This window comes from Psychrilyobacter piezotolerans (assembly GCF_003391055.1).
Taxonomy (GTDB): domain Bacteria; phylum Fusobacteriota; class Fusobacteriia; order Fusobacteriales; family Fusobacteriaceae; genus Psychrilyobacter; species Psychrilyobacter piezotolerans.
The window spans coordinates 12,418-32,570 of record NZ_QUAJ01000018.1 but is presented as its reverse complement, the minus strand read 5'-3'; the positions used below and the strand labels follow the sequence as shown (position 1 = coordinate 32,570).

Genomic DNA, 20,153 nt, shown 5'->3' with positions numbered 1-20,153 from the left:
TTGGTTATTGTCTTGTAAGGAGGTATAAAGTTGCGAAAAATTGGAGTTTTTGTATGCTGGTGCGGTTCAAATATAGCCGCTACCGTCGATGTGAAACAGGTTGTAGAAGAAGCAAAAAAAATGTCAGGAGTTGCATATGCTATAGACTATCAGTATATGTGTTCTGAGATCGGCCAGAATATGATGAAGGATGCCATAGATAAACATAACTTGGATAGAGTTGTAATTGCAGCTTGTTCTCCCCGGATGCATGAAAGTACATTTCGTAGAGCTGCAGAAGAAGCTGGAATAAACCCGTATTTAGTAGAAATTGCCAACATAAGGGAGCAGTGCTCATGGGTGCATAAAGATAAGGAAGCTGGAACCAAAAAAGCTATAGCTCTCACAAGAGCAGCAGTGGCTAAGGTTACCTTGAACAATGAGCTTATCCCCGGAGAGATAGACGTGGTAAAAAAAGCTCTGATAATTGGCGGGGGAATAGCCGGTATTCAGGCTGCATTGGATATTGCAGACGCCGGGTACAAAGTAGATATTGTAGAGAAAACTCCCAGTATCGGAGGAAGGATGGCACAGTTAGATAAGACATTTCCTACCCTGGATTGTTCGGCATGTATTCTGACACCAAAAATGGTAGATGCGGCAAAACACCCCAATATAACCCTTCACACCTATAGTGAAGTAGAAAAAATTAGTGGTTATGTGGGTAATTTCAATGTAAGTATAAAGAAAAAAGCACGTTATGTTGATATGGATAAATGTACCGGGTGCAGGATATGTACTGAAAAATGTCCTTCTAAAAAAGCTGAAAGTGAGTTTGAAGAAGGTCTTAAAAATAGAGGTGCAGTTTATATCCCATTTGCCCAGGCTGTTCCTAATGTACCGGTAATTGATACAGATGAATGTATTAAACTAAAGACCGGAAAATGCGGTTTATGTGAAAAATTATGTCCGTCAGGAGCCATTGATTTTAATCAAAAGGATGAGATGATCACAGAAGAATATGGTGCCATAGTGGTAGCCAGCGGTTATGACATCATTGATTTAGATAAATTTGGAGAATATCAGTATGATCATCCAGATGTCATTACATCTCTTGAATTTGAAAGGATAACCAATGCAGCGGGGCCGACAAATGGAAAATTTGTGCGTCCCTCCGATGGAAAAAAACCAAAAAAAGTAGTATTTGTACAATGTGTCGGTTCCAGAGACAAAACTGAACGGGGTAAATCATATTGTTCAAAAATTTGCTGTATGTATACTGCCAAACATGCCATGCTGATAAAAGAAAAATATCCTGATATAGAAGCTTATGTGTTTTATATAGATGTACGTACTCCCGGAAAGAATTTTGATGAATTCCAGAGGAGAGCAGTAGAAAAATACGGGGTTCAGTATATTAAGGGAATGGTTGGAAAGATCTTCCCAGAGGGAAAAAAACTTATGGTTCATGGTGTAGATACCATGAGCGGTGAAACCCTTGTAATAGATGCTGATATGGTTGTCCTGGCAGCTGCTACAAAAGCTAAAGAAGGGGCTTTAGATCTAAAAAGAAAGCTTAATATCAGTACCGACATAAATAATTTCTTTACAGAAGCTCATCCAAAACTTCGTCCTGTAGAAACAGCTTCAGCAGGGATATATCTGGCAGGAGCCTGTCAGGGACCTAAAGATATCCCGGAAACTGTAGCTCAGTCAAGTGCTGCAGCTGCAAAAGTTATTGGTCTTTTAAATAAATCAAAACTTGTGAATAATCCCTGTGTATCTAAAGTAGATGAATCTATATGCAGCGGATGCCTTGCATGTACCGAGATGTGCCCCTACGATGCTATTTCTTCTGAGAATATAGAGATCGTTGACCATGGACAAAGAATTAAAAAAACAGTTGCAAAAGTAAATGAAGCTCTGTGTCATGGTTGTGGAGGATGTACCGTTACCTGCCGGCCTGGTGCAATAGACCTCAAAGGATTTACAAATAAGCAGATCTTAGCGGAGGTGGATGCAATATGTCATTAGATACTAATACTAATATAATCGATAAAAATGAGGAGTTCAAACCGTTAATAGTTGCATTTTGCTGCAATTGGTGCAGTTATGCAGGTGCTGACCTGGCTGGGACAAGCAGGTTAAACTATCCTGCTAACATAAAAATTATACGTGTTCCATGTTCTTGCAGGGTAAATATAAATTTTGTACTGAGAGCATTCCAGAATGGTGCTGACGGTGTAGTAATAGCCGGCTGTCACCCGGGAGACTGCCATTATTCTACTGGGAACTATCATACAAGACGTCGTTTTTCCCTTATAACAAATTTAGCAGAATATGTAGGGGTCGAAAAAGAACGTTTTAAAGTCGATTGGATCTCAGCAGCAGAAGGAAATAAATTTGCAACTGTAATGAACGATATATTAGAAGATGTTTATAAGCTCGGACCAAATAAAAAGTTGAGGGATGCCAGATGGAAAATATAACTAAAAAAATAAGAGCCGTTGCAAAACAGGCTCTTATAAATAAAGAGATAGACAAAATTTTAGGATGGAAAAAAGGGGACCTGTGGTCTGAATCATATCCGGTATTTATCACTAAACCAGAAGACGCTGATTCTTTAATCTGGGATTCATTTTGTATAAATAATCTCAGTAAATATCTGATTAAGGAACTTCCAAAATATGATAAAATCGGAATTTTTATTAAAGGCTGTGATTCAACTTCTTTTAACCAGCTTCTAAAAGATAACAGGATAAACAGGGAAAATGTAGTCCTTTACGGGATCCCCTGTGAAGGGATGGTTGATCCTGAGAAAGTAAAAAAAATAATGTTAAATGACAGAGTTACGAGAGTAAAAAAATCTGAAAATGGTTTCACTTTAACCAATAAAAACACGAGTAAGGATGTTTTGGGAGAGGAAATAAAATATGATAAATGCCTGACGTGTACCTCCCCGAATCCAGTGGTTTATGACCAGCTTTTAGGTGACGTGGTAAATAATAATGTAAATAGAGAAGATAGATTTAAAGGGGTAGAAGAGATAGAATCTATGACCCCTGATGAACGGTACAATTTTTGGAAAGGTGAATTTCAAAGGTGTCTAAGGTGTAATGCATGTCGTGATATCTGCCCTGCATGCAGTTGTGTAAAATGTGTATTTGATAATTCCGATGCAGAGATCTCAGGGAAAGCAAAGACAGAGGGAGAAGACACATTTTTCCATATCGTCAGGGCATATCATGTGGCAGGTCGTTGTGTAGATTGTGGTGAATGTGCAAGGATCTGTCCTGCCGGGATCCCCCTTGATAAGCTGAATAGGAAAATAATAAAAGATATAAATGAGGTTTATGGTGAATTTAATGCTGGTCTGGATTCAACAACTCCAGCACCACTGGTTACATTTAAACTTGAAGATGCAGACACATTTTCAAAACAAGGAGGGAAATAATGAAAAAGATTTTAAAGACTAAACTGCCTGAATTATGGCAAAAGATCGATGCTGACTTTGATTTATTTCTTCCTATTGAAAAAAATAAAACACTTAATTTTTCACTTTGGAAAGAGGGAGAAAAAGTTAATTTAGATAGAGTAAGAACAAATGCTTCACCCAAACACCTTGTTTTTCCGCAGACAGAAACTTATCTAAAATTTAAGAATGAAAATAAAAAATTAAGTCTTGAAGTTGTAGAAGCAGAAGGAGATGAATATGTTCTCTTTGGTGTGAGACCCTGTGACGTGAAGAGTTTTAAACTTTTAGATAATATATTTTTAAGAGATCCTGTGGATACTTATTATAAGGTACACAGAGATAGGGGAATTATAATATCTCTTGGGTGTTCTAATCCTGAAGACACTTGTTTCTGCACTTCTTTTGGGGTAGAGGCTGCATCAGCTCCTGAAGGTGCAGATATAGCTGCATGGGATATGGGAGATTCATTTTTATGGAAGACTCAGAGTGAGAAAGGCCAGAAATTAATGGAGAGTGTAGAAGAATTCTTTACAGATGCCCACGAAAAAGATCTCAAAACCTTAGAGCATGAAAAAGATAATATCCGGGAAAAATTAAAAGAACTTCCATTCAGCAATATAGATCTTTCAAAAATAAAAGGAACTCAGCAGGAGATATTTGATCAGGAAGAAATATGGAATGAATTTAGCGAAAAATGTCTTGCCTGCGGGACTTGTTCCTATCTCTGTCCTACCTGTCATTGTTATGACCTTTGTGATTATAAGGGGAGTAATAAGGGTGAAAAATTCCGTTGCTGGGACTCATGTATGTCATCTGATTTTACACTTATGGCTCACGGAAACCCCAGAACCAGCCAGATGCAGAGATTAAGACAGAGATTTATGCATAAACTCGTTTATTATCCTAAAAATCATGAGGGTGTCTATTCTTGTGTAGGCTGCGGAAGATGTGCAGACAGGTGTCCGGTACATATAGACATTGTAAAGATAATAAAAAAATTAGGTGGTGAAAAAAATGAGTTGTAGTTGTCATGATCAGGATCCATTGATCCCTCAAATAGCTGTTATAAAAGAGGTTAGAGTAGATACCCACGATGTTACTACTTTTAAAATAGTAGATAATTTTGGAAAAAAACCCTTTGAATTTTTGCCGGGTCAGTGTGCTATGATCTCTATTCCTCCCATAGGGGAAGCTATCTTTTCAATAACATCTTCTCCTTCCCAGGAGGAGTTCATAGAATGCAGTATCAAAAAGTGCGGAACTGTCACAGATTATCTGCACCAGCTTGAAGCAGGATCTGAAATCGGCGTGAGAGGTCCCTATGGAAATAATTTTCCTGTAGAGGAATTAAAAAACAAAGATTTAGTATTTATAGGGGGCGGAATAGGTTTGGCTCCTCTGCGTTCTGTAATTAATTATGTAATGGATAACAGGGATGATTTCGGTAAGGTAGACATTGTTTATGGTGCCCGTACACCTGGAGATTTAGTACATTCAAAAGATATCTTTGATGTCTGGCCCAAAGAAAAGGACACAACTGTACACCTCACAGTAGACAGCTTGTCTGAAAATTGGGACGGGAATGTAGGATTTGTCCCTAATTATGTGAAAACATTGGGATTTGACAGTAATAAAATTGCCTTAGTCTGCGGACCGCCTATCATGATAAAGTATACCCTTCAGGCATTGGAGGAGATGGGTTTTAAGAAGGATCAGGTTTATACTACTTTGGAATTAAAGATGAAGTGTGGAATTGGAAAATGCGGACGTTGTAATATAGGCGATAAATACGTATGTAAAGATGGTCCTGTATTTAGATGCGATGAGATTACGGAACTTCCAAACGAATATTAAAAAACAGGGGGGCATAGATGTCTGAAAAAAAAATGATCGATGTATATATATTTGGTAAAAAATACACAGTACCTTCTAGCTTAACAATCATGGATTCCATGGAGTATGCGGGATATCAGCTGACTAAAGGCTGTGGCTGCAGATCTGGATTTTGTGGTGCATGTTCTACTATCTACAGAGTCAAGGGGGATAAAGAATTAAAGATAGCCCTTGCATGCCAGACAAAGGTTGAAGATGGAATGTATTTTACACAGCTTCCATTTTTCCCGGGGGAAAAACCTCTGTACAACATAAATGAGTTTGAACCGGCTATGGATACAATGGCAAAATTTTATCCTGAAATTTATAAGTGTATAGGCTGTAATTCCTGTACAAATGGCTGTCCTCAAGATTTAAATGTTATGCAGTATATTGCCCACGCACAGAGAGGTGAATTTGAAAAATGTGCACATGAATCTTTTGATTGTGTATCATGCGGGATATGTGCATCCAGATGTCCTGCCGGAATAACTCATTATAATGCAGCTCTTTTAGCACGGCGTCTTACAGGTAAATATATTGTTCCTGAGACAGAGCATTTAAAAAACAAAGTCCAAGAGATAGCAGCTGGTGAACACGATCAATCAATAGAAGAAATCATGGGGAAAAACATCGAAGAATTGAAAGAATTGTATAACACCAGAGATATCACTAAATAACTTATCTTTCGTGGTATTGCATGCCTTTAAAACTAAGGAGTTTCCTGCCTAGGGCGGGAAACAGCTCTTAATTCCCTTTAATTTCAAATAAAATTTAAAAGGAATTTAAAAAGAAAACTTAGTATTTATAGGCATTTAATTGCCGTAAAATATCGGTAAAATAATTATAAGTTTGAATATGGGGGAGGTATTTAATGTATACAGCAGAGATGAGGGAATTATCTAAAAAGGTAGAAGAGACACGTTCCCAAAGAATTGGAATAAATTTTCCGAGGATGTCTCCAGAAGATAAAATAGGTGTTTTAAATGAAAACCATCCAGATTATAGTGATAAAGGATTTATGTATTTAAAGCATGGAGTAAATAAGGGAGCTAGGGTTCCCAATGAATTAGGAGAGCTTTTAGAGGCTAAAAGTAAGCTGGTAAACCTTGAAATAAACCTGGATAAAATAGATTATGATGTGGATGTACTGGTTATAGGGGGAGGGGGAGCAGGAGCTGCTGCCGCTCTGGAAGCCAATGAAAAAGGGGCTAAAGTATTAATCACAACCAAGCTTCGTTTTGGTGATGCCAATACCATGATGGCTGAGGGAGGAATACAGGCTGCAGACAAGCCGGATGATTCCCCGGCAAAACATTATCTAGATGTAATGGGAGGGGGACACTATACCAATGTTCCCGAACTTGCCAGTACCCTGGTAAAAGATGCTCCATCTGCAATCAAATGGTTGAATGATTTAGGTGTGATGTTTGATAAGGAAAAAGACGGAACTATGATAACTAATCATGGGGGAGGTACCTCCAGGAAAAGAATGCACTCTGCAGCAGACTATAGTGGTGCCGAAATAATGCGTGTCATGAGAGATGAAGTTAGAAATAAAGAGATCGAGGTATTAGAATTTTCTCCAGTAATTGAACTCCTCCTTGATACCGACGGTAAGGCTGCCGGAGCAGTTATCTGTGATCTTGAAACTAAACGAAATTTTGTGGTAAGAGCAAAAACTGTGATAATGGCAACTGGTGGAGCCGGAAGACTTCACTATCAAGGTTTCCCGACATCCAACCATTATGGTGCCACTGCTGACGGCCTTGTGATGGGATACAGAGTAGGAGCTGAGCTTGCTTTTGCTGACACCATCCAATATCATCCCACAGGTGTAGCTTACCCTTCTCAAATTTTTGGAGCATTAGTTACAGAAAAAGTTCGTAGTTTAGGAGCTACCCCGCTGAATATCCATGGGGAGCAGTTTGTATACCATCTGGAAACAAGAGATGTGGAGGCTTCTGCCATTATTAGAGAGTGCAATGTAAAAGGAAATGGTATACCTACTCCTACAGGCGGGTATGGTGTATGGCTGGATACTCCCCTTATTGAGATGATTCATGGTGAGGGAACCATTGAAAAAAAACTTCCAGCAATGTTGAGGATGTACCTTAAGTTTGATCTAGACATGAGAAAAAAACCAATTTTAGTATATCCAACCCTCCACTATCAAAATGGCGGATTATTGATCGATAAAAACGGTCAGACAAAAATAGAAAATCTATATGTAGCCGGGGAATGTGCCGGAGGTATCCACGGAACCAATAGACTTATGGGAAATTCATTACTGGATATAATTGTTTTCGGTCGGAGAGCCGGGATTCATGCTGGGGAAAATTTTAAAGATATAAAAATAAAAGATTTAACCTTTGATCATGTAAGAAAATATCATGAAGATCTAGAAAATAATGAGGTAGAAAGCAGCCAATTTTCGCCAATGATCCTCCCTATTTATACCCATGGCAGGGAAAAATAAAAAAAATTTAATTATTTGATAAAAAAAATTGATTTTTTTATTTTTATGTAGTAAAAACTATTAAGAAACAATAAAAACTTCACAAGAAATGAGTAAATAAAAACTTATAAATAACTTAAAAAATAACACGTTAATTTTTTTATAATAGTACTAATTTTATTAGGAGGGGTTAAAAAATGGCATTAATGACAGGGGAACAGTATATTCAAAGTTTAAAGAAGATGAAAACAAAAGTTTATTTGATGGGAGAATTGGTTGAGAATTTCACGGATCATCCAATGATCAGACCTTCTATCAACTCAGTTGCAGCTACTTATGATCTGGCCCACCAGGAGGAGCATCAAAATGTTATGACTGCTGTCTCAAATATTACAGGGGAAAGGGTTAATCGTTTCTGCCATCTTCACCAGAGTACTGAAGATCTTAAAAATAAAGTTAAAATGCAAAGATTACTGGGACAAAAAACAGCTTCATGTTTTCAAAGATGTGTGGGAATGGATGCTTTCAACTCTATCTTTAGTACAACTTTTGAAATAGATGAAAAACATGGAACTACTTACCATGAAAGATTTAAAAAATATATGCAATTTGTCCAGGACAACGACCTTACAGTAGATGGAGCCATGACAGATCCTAAAGGAGACAGAGGATTAGCACCTCATCAGCAGGCAGATCTTGATCTTTACCTTCGTGTAGTAGAACAAAGGGAAGACGGAATCGTAGTCAGAGGGGCTAAAGCACATCAGACTGGTGCTGTAAATTCCCATGAACATCTGATCATGCCGACTATTGCCATGGGAGAAAATGACAAAGATTATGCAGTTTCATTCTCTATCCCATCGGATGCTCCGGGAATATTAATGATCTACGGTAGACAGTCATGTGACAGCAGAAAATTAGAAGACGGACATATCGATGTAGGAAATCCTAAATTTGGCGGGCAGGAAGCATTGGTTGTATTCAATGATGTCTTCATTCCAAATGAAAGAATATATCTGAATGGAGAACATGAATTTGCCGGAGTTCTTGTAGAAAGATTTGCCGGTTACCATAGACAGAGTTACGGGGGATGTAAGGTAGGAGTAGGAGATGCACTTATTGGTGCTGCGGCACTTGCAGCAGAATACAATGGTGTTACCAGAGCTTCCCATATAAAAGATAAACTTATTGAGATGACTCATCTTAACGAAACACTGTATGCCTGCGGTCTTGCCTGCTCTACCGAGGGAGTTCCTACAAAGGCAGGAAATTACCAGATAGATCTTCTTTTGGCCAATGTATGTAAACAAAATGTAACAAGATTCCCATATGAGATAGCCAGATTAGCTGAAGATATCGCAGGTGGATTAATGGTAACTATGCCTACAGATATAGATTTTAAACATCCTGTTATCGGTGAATACTGTAATAAATACTTTGCAGGAGACAGTAAAGTACCTGTAGAAAATCGTCAAAAAGTACTTAGATTCATTGAAAATCTTACTTTAGGAGCTTCTGCTGTAGGATATAGAACTGAATCCATGCATGGGGCAGGATCTCCTCAGGCTCAAAGAATTATGATCTCCAGACAAGGAAACATTGAAGGTAAAAAACAACTGGTTAAAGAACTTACAGGTATAAAAAAATAATAAAGCAACGTGACGTTGCATCCAGATAAGCACAATTTAGGTTATTATAAACTTTTGTTTATTAAAAAATAATAGAAGAGAGGCTTCGGCCTCTCTTTAAAATAAGGTGATGAAAATGCTGCAAAAAGTAGAAAAAATTATATCGGAAAAAATAAGACCCTCTATAAAAGAACACGGGGGCGATATTTCAGTTGTTTCAGTCCAGGATGAAATCTTAAAGATAAAATTACTGGGAAACTGTATAGGATGTCATCATGCCAGGTTTACCACAGAAGAACTTGTGAAAAAAATAATTCTTTTAGAGGATATCGGAATTAAAGATGTAGTCTTAGAAACCGGAGTTTCAGAGGATCTTATAGAGATGGCTAAAAAACTTTTGGCTAAAAAAGCAACGTGACGTTGCATCCAAATAGCACAATTTTTTTAGATAATGATAAAACTATTAAAAATTTATATATACAATAAAGGAGTGAGAAAGATGAACTGGAAAGAGCTCTATAAAGAAAAACTAGTATCTCCAGACGAAGCAATTTTAAATATAAATTCCAAAAATAGAGTAGTAGTAGCTCATGCATGTGCTGAACCGAAAATTTTGATAGATGCCCTGATTAAAAATAAAGAAAATTTTGAGAATTTAGAGATAGTTCATATGGTTGCCATGGGAAAAGCCCAGTATGTTAACGATAATATGAAAAAACATTTTGTCCATAATGCATTATTTGCAGGAGCCAGCACCAGAAAAGCAGTTCAAGATGGAAGAGCTGATTTTACTACATGTTATTTTCATGAAGTTCCCAAGTTATTTCGGGATGGTCATCTTCCGGTAGATGCAGCTTTAATACAAACAAGTTTACCCGATGAACATGGAAACTGCAGTATGGGAATATCTATTGATTATATCAAATCAGCTGCAGAAAATGCAAAAGTTGTAATTGCCCAGGTAAATAAACATATGCCGAGAACTATGGGAGATTCCTTTATCCATATCTCAGATATAGATCATATAGTTGAACACGCAGAGCCCCTTATTGAGCTCAATCCTCCTAAAATAGGAGAAATTGAAAAAGCCATCGGAAAAAATTGTGCATCTCTTATAGAGGACGGTTCCACACTTCAGCTTGGAATAGGTGCCATTCCAGATGCAGCTCTATTGTTTTTAAAAGACAAAAAAGATCTGGGGATTCATTCTGAGATGATCTCCGACGGTGTTCTGGAATTAGTGAAATCCGGTGTTATAAACAACAAAGCTAAAAATTTTAACAAAGGAAAGATGGTTGTTACCTTTGTAATGGGAACCAAAGCACTCTATGATTATGTAGATAATAATCCTCTGGTTGAATTTTACCCGGTAGACTATGTAAACGACCCGGTAATAATAGCTAGAAATGATAAGATGATCTCTATTAACTCCTGTGTACAGCTGGATCTGACCGGACAGGTATGTTCAGAATCTATAGGATACAACCAGATCAGCGGGGTAGGCGGACAGGTGGACTTTGTCAGAGGAGCTACCATGAGCAGAGGGGGGAAATCAATTATTGCCATACCTTCTACTGCTGCCAAAGGAAAGGTGTCCCGTATAGTAGCTGTCTTAGATGAGGGTGCTGTAGTAACTACATCCAGAAATGATGTAGATTATATAGTAACCGAATACGGTGTTGCCAGACTTAAAGGAAAAACTCTCAAAGAAAGAGGCCGGGCATTGATTAATATCGCTCATCCTGATTTCAGGGAAGATCTCATTAAGAACTGGGAAAAAAGATACCACTGTAAGTTTTAATTTATAATTTTGACAATAAAATAACTTTCAAGGGGGATGTGTATGTTTGTATTTAAAAGTATTCATTGGTTAACAAATCCTTTCATTCTTATGTTTATAACAATCTTTTCAGGATTATTATTAGGAAAATTATTAAAAATTGGAACCTCTGGAGCCCTATTCTCTGGATTGGCAATAGGGTGGTTAGTAGTGAAGCTGGCCAATGATTCAATAAATGCACAAGGACCTTACACCTCTACATTCAATTCAATGCTCAGGGTCAGCGTTATAGATAAAAAATTCTTTAGTTTATTTTTAATTCTTTTTGTAGGTGCAGTGGGGCTTCTGGCGGCTGATAAAATAGCCATCATCCTTAAAACATACGGTACAAAGTTTGTTGTACTGGGATTTCTCATTGTATTTATAGGAGCCGGGACAACTTATACTCTTACTATTTTGAGCAAAAAAGCAAACCCCTATGAAGTTTCAGGAGTTTATACAGGTGCTCTTACCAGTTCCCCTGGATTAGCTGCTGCAATCGAAACATCCAGGGAACATGCTAAGGAGTGGGCTGTAGGGTATCCATCTCTTAGTCATCACAATAAAGAAGTACTCCTAAATATATTAAATTCTAAGGGTACTCTTACACCGGAAAATACGCCGACTTTATCTCCGGAGCAGGCAGATGAATTTGTTATTGATGCTGAATCTGGAGTGGGTATAGGTCATGCAATCGGTTATCCATTTGGAGTTCTTATTGTTATCCTGGCGATGAAACTCTTCCCTAAACTATTCAGATTAAATTTGGAAGAGGAACATAAACAATTTCAAGATGAGATGGAAGAAGCTAAAAAACAGATAAATATTAAACACATTGAACCTGTAACATTTGACCTCGTTGCTTTTGCCTTTGTCTGTGTTATTGGTTATACACTTGGGATGATCAAGATAAATCTTGGTTATCTGGGATACTTTGGTCTGGGCTCCACAGGAGGGATCTTAGCTGCCTCTATCTTCTTTGGACATTTAGGAAAATTAGGATTTATGACTTTTAGAATGGATAAAAAAATTCTTGGTGTAATCAGAGATATAGCTCTTACATTTTTCCTTTCTATCGTCGGTTTAAGATATGGTTTTGCTGCCATTGACTCTATAACTGGTGCAGGTTTTTATCTGTGTGTAGTTGCCATCCTGGTAGGAATCTTATCTATGTTTTCAGGGTTTCTTGTGGGAAAATACGTATTTAAAATTAACTGGATCATGCTTTCAGGTGCAATCTGCGGCGGGATGACTTCTACTCCCGGTCTTGGAGTAGCTGTAGATGTTATTGGTACCGATGACCCGGCAGCAGGATACGCCGCCACATATCCATTTGCTCTATTTGGAATGGTGTTATTTACAATAATTTTACACAAATTACCCATGTAATAATCGGTTAAGTAACAGATATTTTTCGGCATTAACTTTTAAAGGAGTGCAGTGTTGCGAAAGATTAGTCAGATAAAATATTTTTTAATAAAGGGGTGTAATAAATGCAATCTAGAATTAGAAATGAACAACTTAAAGAAAAGATTATGAGTCCCATGGAAGCTTCTAAATTAATAAAAGATGGAATGGTTATAGGTACCAGTGGATTTACTCCTTCTGGTTATCCAAAGGTCGTCCCTCTTGCCCTTGCAGAAAGAGTTAAGAGAGATAATGAAAAAATGAAATTAACACTTTACTCCGGTGCCTCCCTGGGGCCGGAAGTAGATGGTGCATGGGCTGAAGCAGGAATCCTTGCCAAAAGACTCCCGTACCAGACCAATAAACAGCTGAGACAGGATATAAATTGCGGGAAGGTAGAATATCTGGATATGCATCTGAGCCATTCATCCCAATATCTAAACTATGGGATCCTGCCGAGAGTAGATGTAGCTATCGTAGAAGCAATTGCCATAACAGAGGATGGAAATATAATTCCTACAAGTGCCGTGGGGAACTCTCCGTCATTTATAAAGAGTGCAGATAAGATCATCGTTGAAATAAGTTCAAAACAGCCGGTGGAATTAGAAGGGATGTCGGATATATATATGCTTGAAAATCCTCCTATGAGAACTCATATCCCCATAAAAACTCCTGGAGACAGGGTTGGGACACCATTTATAGTGTGTGATAAGGATAAAATTGCAGCTGTAGTATTTTCAGATATGGAAGATCATGTAAGAGACCTGGCACCAATTTCTGATGTAGACAGAGCTATCTCTAAAAATATTATTAATTTTTTAGAAAAAGAGGTTTCTTTGGGAAGGCTGACTAAAAATTTACTTCCCCTCCAGTCTGGTGTAGGAAATGTTGCAAATGCTGTTCTTGCTGGTCTCTGTGATTCGACCTTTGAAAATTTGGTCTGCTATACCGAGGTTATCCAGGATGCAATGCTTGAATTGATGCAGTGCGGGAAGATAAAAAAAGCATCTGCCTGCTCCATAAGTCCTTCTCCCAGGGGTCTCAAATCATTCAGAGAAAATATCGATTTCTTTAAAGACAAAATCATTTTACGACCATTAGAGATCTCAAACAGTCCTGAAATGGCCAGAAAATTAGGGGTAATTGCAATGAATACAGCTATCGAAGTAGATATCTACGGAAATGTAAACTCTACCCACATAATGGGGTCAAAAATAATGAATGGTATCGGGGGATCCGGAGACTTCGCCAGAAATGCATACCTGACAATTTTTAGTACAAGTTCTATTGCAAAAGGCGGAAAAATTTCATCTATTGTACCTATGGTTTCCCATGTGGACCATACAGAACATGACACAATGATAATCGTTACAGAGCAGGGTGTAGCGGATCTTCGTGGACTGAGCCCGAAAGAAAAAGCTAGATTAATTATTGAAAATTGTGTTCATCCTGATTTTAAAGAACAAATGAGAGATTATTTTAACAGAGCGTGTGAAGTATGCCAAAGCTGTCATACACCGCATATTTTAGAGGAAGCTCTTTCATGGCATGCAAATTTCGTAGAAACAGGAACTATGAAGAAGTAGTTATTAAATTATTTTATAATTGTACCAAAATATAAAAGTAACTTATTTTTAGAGGAGGAAACAAAAATGGATTCAAAAAACTACATCAACAACATGATTCAAAAGGCAAAGGAAGCTCAAAAAGAATTGGCAACATATACTCAGGAAGAGTTAGATGCCATAGTTAAAACAATTGGAAAAACTGTATATGATAACGCTGAAGAACTTGCAAGAATGGCTGTAGATGAAACTAGAATGGGTGTATATGAAGACAAAGTAGGAAAAAATAAGGGTAAATCTAAAAATATATGGCACAATTTAAAAGATAAAAAGAGTGTAGGAATAATCGAAAGAGATTTGGAAAAAAATCTTATTATGGTAGCTAAACCTGTTGGAATAGTTGGAGCAGTTACTCCTACAACAAACCCGATAGTAACACCTATGTGTAACGCTATGTTCGCTATCAAAGGGGGAAATGCAATTATCGTAGCCCCGCATCCCAGATCAAAAGCTTGTACTGCTGAAACAGTTGCTAGAATTAATGCTGCATTGGTAGAAAACGGGATCAGATGTCCAAAGGATGCTATCCAGGTAATCGCTGAACCATCTCTGGCTTATACAAATGAATTGATGGAAAAAGTAGATGTAGTCCTTGCAACAGGTGGAATGGGAATGGTTAAAGCTGCTTATTCAAGCGGAAAACCTTCATTCGGTGTAGGAGCAGGAAATGTTCAGGTTATTGTAGATAAAGGTGTTAACTACGATGACGCAGCAGCCAAAATTATAGCTGGTAGAAAATTTGATAACGGTATAATTTGTTCCGGGGAGCAGACAGTAATTGCACCAAAATCAGAATATAATGAAGTTATAAAAGCTATGGTGAAAAATGGAGCTCATTATATAGACAACCCTGCCGATATTCAAAAATTCAGAGATGCAATTTTTGAAGACGGACATATGAATAAAGACGTTGTAGGTCAGTCGGTTGCCAGAGTTGCAGAGATGGCAGGAGTGGAAGTTCCAAAAGATGCTAAGGTTATCCTTCTAAAAGCCAGCGGAATAGGAGCAGAGGACCTTCTTTGCAAGGAAAAAATGTGCCCTGTACTTTCAGCTTTTGAATATGATACCATTGAAGATGCAATTAATATTGCTCAAACAAACTTAGATCTTGAAGGAAAGGGACATACAGCGGCAATTCATTCAGATAATTTAGAAAATATCGAATTAGCCGGGAATTTATTGACAGTAAGCAGATTAGTTGTAAATGCTCCATCTTCAACAACTGCCGGAGGATCTATGTTAAACGGATTCGCTCCAACAACAACATTAGGATGCGGTACTTGGGGAAATAATATTATTTCAGAGAACTTAGACTATAAACACCTGATCAATGTTTCTAGAATAGGTTTAGTTAGAGGAGATGTTATAATTCCATCAGATGAACAAATCTGGGAATAGGAGGAGAAATAAATGAGACTTTTAAAAATACAACCAGAAATACATAAGTTTGATACATTTAAAGAATTTGCTGCAGACTTTAAAATAGGAAAGGGTGACCTTCTTTTTACCCATGATTTCCTTTTTGATAACTATATGAAAGATTTAAATTTAGAATCTGAAAATTTGTTCTTTGAATGCTTTGGTATGGGAGAACCATCAGATGAAACTATAAATTATATCATGGATGCTATCAGAGGAAAAGATATTCAAAGGGTCATTGCAGTAGGCGGGGGGTCTGTCATAGACATCTCAAAATTATTGATCTTAGAAGATACCGATGACTGCCTGAATTATTTTGAAAAAACAGTAGAAATAAAAAAAGTCAGAGAATTGGTGATTGTTCCTACAACCTGCGGAACAGGCAGCGAGGTAACAAATATCTCTATCTCTGAAATAAAATCGAAAAAAACTAAGATGGGATTAGCTGTAGATGAACTTTATCCTGAAAGTGCAGTATTGATTCCGGAGTTGTTGATGAACCTGCCGTATAAATTCTTCGTAACAAGCTCAATAGATGCTTTAATCCATGCTATAGAAGCCTATGTGTCTCCAAAAGCAAATATGTACACTGATACCTTTAGTGTAAAAGCAATTGAGATGATCTTGAAGGGATATATGGAAATTTTAGAAAAAGGTGAAGAGTACAGGAAAGAGATCATAGAAGACTTTATGATAGGAAGTAACTATGCAGGGATAGCATTTGGAAATGCAGGAGTAGGAGCAGTTCATGCACTGTCTTATCCTTTAGGGGGAGTATATCATGTTCCCCATGGGGAAGCCAACTATCAATTTTTTACAGAAGTATTTAAAACATACTTAGCTAAAGATCCAAATGGTAAGATAGCCGGAGTTAATAAAGTATTAGCTGATATTATGAATATCCCGGCAGGAGAAGATGTTTATGCAGGCTTGTCAAATGTTTTGGATAAACTCCTTTCCAGAAAGCCACTGAAGGAATACGGAATGAAGGTAGAGGAAATAGAAGGATTTGCAGATGCAGTAATTTCAGGACAGCAGAGACTTTTGGCCAATAACTATGTTCCTTTGGAAAGAACCGATATAATAAATATTTACAAAAATCTTTATTAAACTGTTCTTCTTGGAACTAAAATTACTGCCTTTGGCCGTTTTTAACTGAATAAACAAAAAATCAGGTTTAATTTTAAACCTGATTTTTTCTTATTAAAATTAATATCTGATAAAAACAATGAAAAAAATAATTTAAATTGGAAAAACTATACATCTTTACTATTGACAATTATCAATTTAGGAAGTATAATCAAACAGTTAGTTAGTCGACCAACTAAATAAATGTTAATATTATTAAAAAGGAGATGTAAATAATGTCTAAAATATCTGTAATTGGTTGTGGAAAAATGGGTAGTTCGCTTGTTAAAGCATTTTTAAAGTCAGGTCATCATGTTTTTGTATATGATGTTTCCAGAGAAAGTTGTATTCCTTTGGTAGAACTTGGTGCAAGTTTGGCAGAAACCCCTATAGAAGCAGCAAATAACTGTGATGTAATGGTATTCAGCATCAATAATTACACAAATACCATACGATTTCTTAAAAACGACGACGTATTACTTCAGCTTGCTGGAAAAACACTTGTTCAACTTTCAACAGGAATTCCTCAAGAAGCTCAAGAACTGGAAGGAATAATAAAAGAATATGACATCGATTATATCGACGGTGCAATCATGTGCTATCCACATCAAATTGGGACAGAAGAGTCATGTATCCTGATATCAGGAAATGAATCCACATTAAAAAATAGCGAATCTGCTTTAAAAAGCCTTACAAAAAATCTGATGACGGTAAGCAATGACATTAGTGGTGCATCTACACTTGATTGCGCACTTTTAACTTTGTACTATGGAACATACTGGGGTATTTTGCAGGCAGCATCATTATGTAAAAGCCAAAACTTCTCTGTACAGACATTTGCTGATATAGCAGGAGATTCGTATCTTTTTCCTACTGTTACAGAGATTCTAAAACATGTGCCACAAGATGTTGAGAGCGGTAACTATAAAGATAATATGGCTAGTAATATTATCCATTCTAGTGCTATTCAAAGGTTAATAGAAATGATGAACAGATCTAAAATTGATACATCTGTAACAGAGAGTATACATTCTTTAATTCAAAATGCCATAGAAACTGGATACAAGAACAATAATTTAGAATCAATCGTAGAAATAATCAGAAAATAATATTTGGCCCTCATGAAAACACTATTAAATCAATTAAATAGTGAAAATATAAAAATGTGAGAAATATCATAGATATTTCTCACATTTTTTTGTATATTTAGACTGTGCAATATATCAATGTTCTTTAAATAGTAAATATTTCACTAATAGGGTCCCGTTAACATTATCGGAAATGTTGGCTAGACCCCTGATCAACTTATAAAATAAAATAATTTTTCCAATAATTCAAGTCGTTCCTTTTCATTTTGCTCTCTGATAGTTGAAAAAAGTATTAATCCTTCAGCAAACGTCAGCCATATTTTACTGATAAAGTTAGCAGTTTCATCATCAGTTTGAAATTTTTTGATAACTTTATTGATGCCTTGCTCCCAATCGGAATAAGTCTTCTCTAATTTTTGTCGAACATTATTGTTATAAGATGCAATCCCCCAAATTTCCAAAAGGATTTTAGAAAACTCATTATTAGATGTAGTGATGATATCATTCATAAACATTAAAGTTTCTTTCTTAATATCAACATCAGTACTTTGATTTAACATTATACTTTCAATCCAATCATGAAGCAATGATAAATAAAATTCAGACATATAATCAACATATTCTAAAAGAATATCATCCTTTTTATTAAAGTAATAATGAATAAGTCCATGGTTTAACCCAGCCTCATTAGCGATATCTTTAATTGATGTTTGATTAAATGGCTTCTTTAAAAGACAGTTATGAAGTGCTTTAATTATCTGAATTTTCTTTTCGTGTTTAGCAATTACTTGTGTCATAATTTACTCCTTTAATAAAACATAGTTCACTGAAAAAGATAACATCCCAAAAATGGAAAATTTTATCTTTTAATATTTTTTATCTACTTTTTTTAACATATACGGATCCTCTGGTCTAGCTTCAATAGAATTGATCTCCTCTCTTAGCCATCTTCAAGAAATATCAGGTTAAAACGCTCTTAGTAAACCATATGGATACCTTACGATTAACTCACATTTTTTTGAATTAATAATGGAGATAGAATCAATTAATTTTATAGATTCTCTTTTAATGTTACTATTGCGCCTCTTGATAATAATTAACGATAACTTAATGATACCATAATCAATCCAACTTTTAAATCGCTTTTTTTCGATAATCATCATAAAACCTTAGAAAAAATGGTACTAAAATAATTATCTGTTAATTTTGGGGTTTTCTTCTCATAATGTTCGATCTGCCTTTTTACCAGCTTCTCAATATAGGCTATCTCACTAGTATATAGGTGTTTCCTTTAGAGAGGTGGCGTAGAGGTCGAGAGAAGAGTCGCATTAGATTAAAATGAATAATAATGGAATTAAAAATAAATTTATAACTATTGATAATGACACTATCTCCGAAGGAAATTTGGTATCCATCTTGGATAAAACAGCAAAGGTAAGGATATTGGCTCCTACCGGAGAAGCAGTCATATATAATACCGTCTTATTGGATAAACTATCGAAGGGCAGGACCTGAATAAGGAGTAATCCTATCCCCACTCCCAAAACAATTTTTAATCCCACCACCAGGAGACTGATCTTTATATTTTTTAAGGATGGGGTGAAATACAGCCCAAGTCCCAGCATAATGGATGGCCCCACAAGATTTCCTATCTGATTTAAGGTGGTATCGATAAATTCAGGAATAGGGATACCAAATTTCCCAGCTATTATCCCAAGGACTATGGCTGCTATAGGGGGAGATCGCAGTGATTTAACAACTTCTTTTAATTCTGACCTTAAAAACATAGAATAAACTAAAACAAAAACCATCAGTGAGTTTCCAAAATCATAGAGTCCCATCCGCCACATATTTTCTACCCCATAAAAAGCAATATAAAATGGCACTACAAAACCTGAATTCATAATGATTAAAGAACCTCTGATAACTATTTTTTTATCCCTGGATATTTTCATCCTGCTGGTCAATAATTTTCCCAAAATAAACATTAAAATTTGAAACATGATTATAACCAGAGGATAGACTAAAAAATCTGCTTCAAACTGGGTTTTCCTTACCGATTGAAATAGAATTGCCGGAATAAAAGCATAGAACATCCCCTTTAAAAATACCCTTCCATCTTCCTCATTTAAGGCCCCTGTTTTCTTTAGGAAGTACCCTAAAAAAAATATTAAATTTATAGGCACTGCCTTATTTAAAATTAATTCAAACATCTGCTTCTCCTTCGAAAATTTAAGTTTACTATATCTATTAAA

The 20,153-nt window shown here is 36.4% G+C and carries 17 protein-coding genes; 15 read left to right on the top strand and 2 right to left on the bottom strand.

Translation table 11 applies throughout. The annotated features are described in order from the left end of the window. The first annotated feature begins 30 nt into the window (after positions 1–30). The 15 genes from DYH56_RS10435 to DYH56_RS10365 all read left to right on the top strand — a co-directional run bounded on the left by DYH56_RS10435 (position 31) and on the right by DYH56_RS10365 (position 17,919). The gene (locus tag DYH56_RS10435) at positions 31–2,013 is read left to right on the top strand and encodes a CoB--CoM heterodisulfide reductase iron-sulfur subunit A family protein (RefSeq protein ID WP_114642812.1); all 1,983 of its coding nucleotides are present in this window, start codon (positions 31–33) and stop codon (positions 2,011–2,013) included. Then, entirely contained in the window at positions 2,004–2,468 is a 465-nt protein-coding gene (locus DYH56_RS10430) for a hydrogenase iron-sulfur subunit (RefSeq protein ID WP_114642811.1), read from the top strand. Before DYH56_RS10435 ends, DYH56_RS10430 begins: the two co-directional genes overlap by 10 nt. Further along, on the top strand, positions 2,456–3,433 hold the full coding sequence (locus DYH56_RS10425) for a 4Fe-4S dicluster domain-containing protein (RefSeq protein ID WP_114642810.1): 978 nt from the start codon (positions 2,456–2,458) through the stop codon (positions 3,431–3,433). Before DYH56_RS10430 ends, DYH56_RS10425 begins: the two co-directional genes overlap by 13 nt. Then, positions 3,433–4,479 (top strand): 4Fe-4S dicluster domain-containing protein, encoded by a 1,047-nt coding sequence (locus DYH56_RS10420; RefSeq protein WP_114642809.1) that lies wholly within the window; start codon positions 3,433–3,435, stop codon positions 4,477–4,479. The genes DYH56_RS10425 and DYH56_RS10420 overlap by 1 nt, the downstream gene beginning before the upstream one ends. Further along, on the top strand, positions 4,469–5,308 hold the full coding sequence (locus DYH56_RS10415) for an FAD/NAD(P)-binding protein (protein WP_114642808.1): 840 nt from the start codon (positions 4,469–4,471) through the stop codon (positions 5,306–5,308). Before DYH56_RS10420 ends, DYH56_RS10415 begins: the two co-directional genes overlap by 11 nt. A 17-nt stretch (positions 5,309–5,325) precedes the next feature. Next, a complete protein-coding gene (locus DYH56_RS10410) occupies positions 5,326–6,006 on the top strand; it encodes a 4Fe-4S dicluster domain-containing protein (RefSeq protein WP_114642807.1) in 681 nt (226 codons plus the stop codon). A gap of 194 nt (positions 6,007–6,200) precedes the next feature. Further along, complete coding sequence (locus DYH56_RS10405) at positions 6,201–7,805, top strand: FAD-dependent oxidoreductase (RefSeq protein ID WP_114642806.1); 1,605 nt, start codon at positions 6,201–6,203, stop codon at positions 7,803–7,805. A gap of 176 nt (positions 7,806–7,981) precedes the next feature. Next, the gene (locus DYH56_RS10400; RefSeq protein WP_114642805.1) at positions 7,982–9,433 is read left to right on the top strand and encodes a 4-hydroxyphenylacetate 3-hydroxylase family protein; all 1,452 of its coding nucleotides are present in this window, start codon (positions 7,982–7,984) and stop codon (positions 9,431–9,433) included. Positions 9,434–9,548: 115 nt separating this feature from the next. After that, positions 9,549–9,830 carry a NifU family protein gene (locus DYH56_RS10395; protein ID WP_162056584.1) on the top strand — a complete coding sequence of 94 codons (282 nt, stop codon included), beginning with the start codon at positions 9,549–9,551 and terminating at the stop codon, positions 9,828–9,830. A gap of 81 nt (positions 9,831–9,911) precedes the next feature. Beyond that, complete coding sequence (locus DYH56_RS10390) at positions 9,912–11,213, top strand: acetyl-CoA hydrolase/transferase family protein (protein WP_114642803.1); 1,302 nt, start codon at positions 9,912–9,914, stop codon at positions 11,211–11,213. A gap of 42 nt (positions 11,214–11,255) precedes the next feature. After that, positions 11,256–12,620: an aspartate-alanine antiporter-like transporter gene (locus DYH56_RS10385; RefSeq protein ID WP_114642802.1), complete on the top strand. Its 1,365-nt coding sequence runs from the start codon at positions 11,256–11,258 to the stop codon at positions 12,618–12,620. A gap of 104 nt (positions 12,621–12,724) precedes the next feature. Then, entirely contained in the window at positions 12,725–14,224 is a 1,500-nt protein-coding gene (gene scpC, locus DYH56_RS10380) for a succinyl-CoA:acetate CoA-transferase ScpC (RefSeq protein WP_114642801.1), read from the top strand. Positions 14,225–14,290: 66 nt separating this feature from the next. After that, positions 14,291–15,661, top strand: a complete 1,371-nt coding sequence (locus tag DYH56_RS10375; RefSeq protein WP_114642800.1) for an aldehyde dehydrogenase family protein — start codon at positions 14,291–14,293, stop codon at positions 15,659–15,661. A 12-nt stretch (positions 15,662–15,673) separates the two neighbouring features. Next, complete coding sequence (locus tag DYH56_RS10370) at positions 15,674–16,792, top strand: 4-hydroxybutyrate dehydrogenase (protein WP_114642799.1); 1,119 nt, start codon at positions 15,674–15,676, stop codon at positions 16,790–16,792. A gap of 254 nt (positions 16,793–17,046) precedes the next feature. After that, positions 17,047–17,919 carry an NAD(P)-dependent oxidoreductase gene (locus DYH56_RS10365; RefSeq protein ID WP_114642798.1) on the top strand — a complete coding sequence of 291 codons (873 nt, stop codon included), beginning with the start codon at positions 17,047–17,049 and terminating at the stop codon, positions 17,917–17,919. A gap of 191 nt (positions 17,920–18,110) precedes the next feature. On the opposite strand, the gene DYH56_RS10360 is transcribed toward DYH56_RS10365, so the two are convergent. Next, positions 18,111–18,695 (bottom strand): TetR/AcrR family transcriptional regulator, encoded by a 585-nt coding sequence (locus DYH56_RS10360; RefSeq protein WP_114642797.1) that lies wholly within the window; start codon positions 18,693–18,695, stop codon positions 18,111–18,113. A gap of 531 nt (positions 18,696–19,226) precedes the next feature. Then, the gene (locus DYH56_RS10355) at positions 19,227–20,111 is read right to left on the bottom strand and encodes an AEC family transporter (RefSeq protein WP_114642796.1); all 885 of its coding nucleotides are present in this window, start codon (positions 20,109–20,111) and stop codon (positions 19,227–19,229) included. Between the last annotated feature and the right edge of the window lie 42 nt (positions 20,112–20,153).

What these genes read in the sequence shown, in the direction of transcription:
- DYH56_RS10430 (WP_114642811.1), top strand. Translation starts at nt 2,004, where the DNA reads ATGTCATTAGATACTAATACTAATATAATCGATAAAAATGAGGAGTTC.
- DYH56_RS10425 (WP_114642810.1), top strand. Translation starts at nt 2,456, where the DNA reads ATGGAAAATATAACTAAAAAAATAAGAGCCGTTGCAAAACAGGCTCTT.
- DYH56_RS10420 (WP_114642809.1), top strand. Translation starts at nt 3,433, where the DNA reads ATGAAAAAGATTTTAAAGACTAAACTGCCTGAATTATGGCAAAAGATC.
- DYH56_RS10415 (WP_114642808.1), top strand. Translation starts at nt 4,469, where the DNA reads ATGAGTTGTAGTTGTCATGATCAGGATCCATTGATCCCTCAAATAGCT.
- DYH56_RS10410 (WP_114642807.1), top strand. Translation starts at nt 5,326, where the DNA reads ATGTCTGAAAAAAAAATGATCGATGTATATATATTTGGTAAAAAATAC.
- DYH56_RS10405 (WP_114642806.1), top strand. Translation starts at nt 6,201, where the DNA reads ATGTATACAGCAGAGATGAGGGAATTATCTAAAAAGGTAGAAGAGACA.
- DYH56_RS10400 (WP_114642805.1), top strand. Translation starts at nt 7,982, where the DNA reads ATGGCATTAATGACAGGGGAACAGTATATTCAAAGTTTAAAGAAGATG.
- DYH56_RS10395 (WP_162056584.1), top strand. Translation starts at nt 9,549, where the DNA reads ATGCTGCAAAAAGTAGAAAAAATTATATCGGAAAAAATAAGACCCTCT.
- DYH56_RS10390 (WP_114642803.1), top strand. Translation starts at nt 9,912, where the DNA reads ATGAACTGGAAAGAGCTCTATAAAGAAAAACTAGTATCTCCAGACGAA.
- DYH56_RS10385 (WP_114642802.1), top strand. Translation starts at nt 11,256, where the DNA reads ATGTTTGTATTTAAAAGTATTCATTGGTTAACAAATCCTTTCATTCTT.
- scpC (WP_114642801.1), top strand. Translation starts at nt 12,725, where the DNA reads ATGCAATCTAGAATTAGAAATGAACAACTTAAAGAAAAGATTATGAGT.
- DYH56_RS10375 (WP_114642800.1), top strand. Translation starts at nt 14,291, where the DNA reads ATGGATTCAAAAAACTACATCAACAACATGATTCAAAAGGCAAAGGAA.
- DYH56_RS10370 (WP_114642799.1), top strand. Translation starts at nt 15,674, where the DNA reads ATGAGACTTTTAAAAATACAACCAGAAATACATAAGTTTGATACATTT.
- DYH56_RS10365 (WP_114642798.1), top strand. Translation starts at nt 17,047, where the DNA reads ATGTCTAAAATATCTGTAATTGGTTGTGGAAAAATGGGTAGTTCGCTT.
- DYH56_RS10360 (WP_114642797.1), bottom strand. Translation starts at nt 18,695, where the DNA reads ATGACACAAGTAATTGCTAAACACGAAAAGAAAATTCAGATAATTAAA.
- DYH56_RS10355 (WP_114642796.1), bottom strand. Translation starts at nt 20,111, where the DNA reads ATGTTTGAATTAATTTTAAATAAGGCAGTGCCTATAAATTTAATATTT.